Source organism: Butyrivibrio sp. (assembly GCF_017940685.1).
In the GTDB taxonomy this organism is placed as follows: domain Bacteria; phylum Bacillota; class Clostridia; order Lachnospirales; family Lachnospiraceae; genus Butyrivibrio.
On sequence record NZ_JAGAYD010000216.1, the window covers coordinates 1 to 1,934 of the forward strand.

2 protein-coding genes and 1 pseudogene are annotated in these 1,934 nt (G+C 43.6%); 1 reads left to right on the plus strand and 2 read right to left on the minus strand.

Annotation, left to right across the window (positions count from 1 at the left end; genetic code table 11):
- Window positions 1-461 (minus strand): flagellar hook-basal body complex protein (locus J6I68_RS13220; protein ID WP_292221007.1); only part of this gene is annotated, 461 nt, incomplete at its 3' end.
- Between the two features lie 245 nt (window positions 462-706).
- Between J6I68_RS13220 and epsC the strand changes: the two genes are divergently transcribed.
- The gene (epsC, locus tag J6I68_RS13225; protein WP_292221008.1) at window positions 707-1,606 is read left to right on the plus strand and encodes a serine O-acetyltransferase EpsC; all 900 of its coding nucleotides are present in this window, start codon (window positions 707-709) and stop codon (window positions 1,604-1,606) included.
- 25 nt (window positions 1,607-1,631) lie between these two features.
- Here the strand turns inward: epsC and J6I68_RS13230 are convergent.
- Window positions 1,632-1,934 (minus strand): annotated as a pseudogene (locus tag J6I68_RS13230) (tRNA dihydrouridine synthase); the annotation flags it as partial.

The window sequence follows — 1,934 nt, forward strand, 5'->3', positions numbered from 1 at the left end:
ACTGTTGCACCGTCAGTAATTCCACCCTGTCCCATTGTTCCAAGAACATAGTAACCATTTGACTTGGTTACAAGATCACCATTTGCGTCAATTGCAAAAGAGCCGTCTCTTGAGAAATTCATCTCCGCGCCGGAAATATCAGGGCTTATTACAAAGAAAGAAGGTCCTGTGATCATAATATCCATGACATTATCTGTTGTAACCGCTGAACCTTGGGCTGCAATATTGGTATAGATCGAACCAACCTTAGAGCCAAGTCCAACCTGAGATATGTTGGTAGAACCTACAGTATCTCCTGCACCTGTTCCTGATTTAACTGTCTGATATAGGATATCCTGGAAGCCTGTAGCCTGAGCTTTGTAAGAAGTTGTATTGACATTGGCGATGTTGTTACCAATTACATCCATCTCCAGCTGATGGGTTTTAAGGCCTGCGACACCGGACCACATAGATCTCATCATAGTACACTTACCTCCGCATGGGGAAAAGAAATACTGCTATCTTTCATGTACATCCGTGTACTAAATGGCAAGATCCTTTTGCCGATAAAGAAAGCTATTTTTTCTGCTATGTTCTTTATCGGATGGTTTTATAAGAATCTTTAGAGGGACGTCGAAATATTTTTTCATATTGTTCAGAAATGGCTTGTAAGCAACATATTTGTGGTATAATGAGAAAAAATTTCCGGTTGAGATTGGGGAAAACCATGGACTATAAAAAGAATAACAATTCACCAGAACTCAAAAATGAGATCAAGGACATTGTAGATCTGATCCTGTCCGATTACGAGAAAGGCCGCGACGTAGATCAGATGGACGTCTATAACCAGCCTGATCGCGATGCAGTCAAAGATATCGTCATCAAACTGATCCGTATCATCTACCCTGGATATTATCGCGACAAGGTATATAAGAGCTACAACGACAACAACAGGATAGCTGTAGTTATCGAGGACGTTATCTACAATCTTCAAAAGCAGATTGCAATTGCATTCCACCACAGCCCTGAATATAAGGATGCTCAGGACGAGACATTGGAATGCGGTGCCAGATGCATTACCCACGAATTTTTCAAGCAGATTCCAAAGATAAGGGAATATGTTGATACAGACCTTCAGGCCTGCTACGACGGCGATCCTGCAGCATATTCCAAGGGTGAGATAATCCTCTCCTACCCTGGACTTACTGCTTCTACTATCAACAGGATCGCACATGAGCTTTACCTTCTTAAGGTGCCGCTTATTCCCAGGATGATGACAGAATATGCTCATTCCAAGACCGGAATCGACATTCATCCAGGTGCAACTATTGGCAAGTACTTCATGATCGATCACGGTACAGGTATTGTTATTGGTGAAACTTCAGTAATTGGTGAACACGTCAAGATGTACCAGGGCGTAACAATTGGTGGCCTTTCTACAAGAGGCGGCCAGAGCCTTAAGGGTGTTAAGCGCCATCCTACTATTGAAGACAATGTCACCATTTACTCTGGAGCTTCTATCCTGGGCGGCGAGACCGTCATCGGAGAAGGAGCAGTCATCGGAGCTAACGCATTCATCACTGCTTCAATTCCTGCAGGCAGCAGAGTCAGCATGAAGAACCAATAAGTCAGTTGGGCGATAAGACACTGACTCATATAAATTCACATTTTGCAAATATATCATTGACCGCAGCATGGTACTCACCTTTGCTGCGGCTTTTTCTTATAGCTTTAAGCTGCTTGTCGCAGTCCTTGAAGTGCACGTGAAGAAATGCCCAGTGCTCAAGCATCTTAAAGATCACATTGCGATCTTCTGGAATGTACTCAGAGTATGCGTCATAGAGCTTTCGAAGGTAGGTCTTAAGTTCCTGCGGCTGAAGTTTTTCTCCGCCCTTAAGTTCCCGGACAAGGGCAGGGTTTGATAAAAGGCCACGGCCGATCATGATGGAGGATAT